This window comes from Agrobacterium sp. MCAB5 (assembly GCF_052114365.1).
Lineage (GTDB): Bacteria > Pseudomonadota > Alphaproteobacteria > Rhizobiales > Rhizobiaceae > Agrobacterium > Agrobacterium tumefaciens.
The window spans coordinates 1-731 of the sequence record NZ_JBFREP010000087.1 but is presented as its reverse complement, the minus strand read 5'-3'; the positions used below and the strand labels follow the sequence as shown (position 1 = coordinate 731).

At 53.0% G+C, this 731-nt stretch carries 1 protein-coding gene; it reads left to right on the top strand.

The window, feature by feature from the left end; translation table 11 throughout:
- Positions 1-38: 38 nt before the first annotated feature.
- Positions 39-731: N-acyl homoserine lactonase family protein (locus tag AB4Z23_RS27450; protein WP_441361182.1), on the top strand; the 693-nt coding region annotated here is incomplete at its 3' end.

Genomic DNA, 731 nt, shown 5'->3' with positions numbered 1-731 from the left:
GCTCAGTACCTGAGCATTTGGAGGAGGAGGAGGAAGAAGTGGCTGATTATTCTATTTGGGTGTGCGAATATGCGTATGTGCAGAACTACCACAAGAGTGGCGTAATCTACGGCGCACACAACCAGGGCTATGTGAAGCTTCCGTACTGCTACGTTATCATCAAAGGCAACGGGCACACRATTATGGTTGATGTTGGCTACAACAACAAAGACTACGGCAAGCACCTGAGCGACAAATTCGGAGTTGAGAACTGGCGGTCGCCGACGAAGGTCCTTGCAGAGATCGGTGTTCGGCCGGAGGACGTCGACCATTGCTTCATCACCCATTGTCACTTCGATCACTTTGGCAACGTCGAGGATTTTCCCAACGCCAAATTCTACATTCAGGAACGCGAGATATCGAAATGGGTTTGGGCGATGTCGCTCCCCGACCGGATGCGCTGGATGATGACAGCTGTGGATCCTGGCGACATCGTCCGCGGTGTTGGACTGGCACGTGATCGTCGACTGGAAACGATCGATGGCCCCGTTACCGACATCCTGCCGGGCATCGACCTGCACGTCGCATTTGACAGCCATACGTATGGATCAATGTACGTGAAAGTCCGGAATGACGGCAAAAGCAATTCCGAGGACACTTGGGTTTTGGCAGGCGACCTCGTCTACGTGTTTGACAATCTCAAAGGCGCAGGTTCGGCCGTCGATCTCGATGACATTTATGTCCCAGTGGGT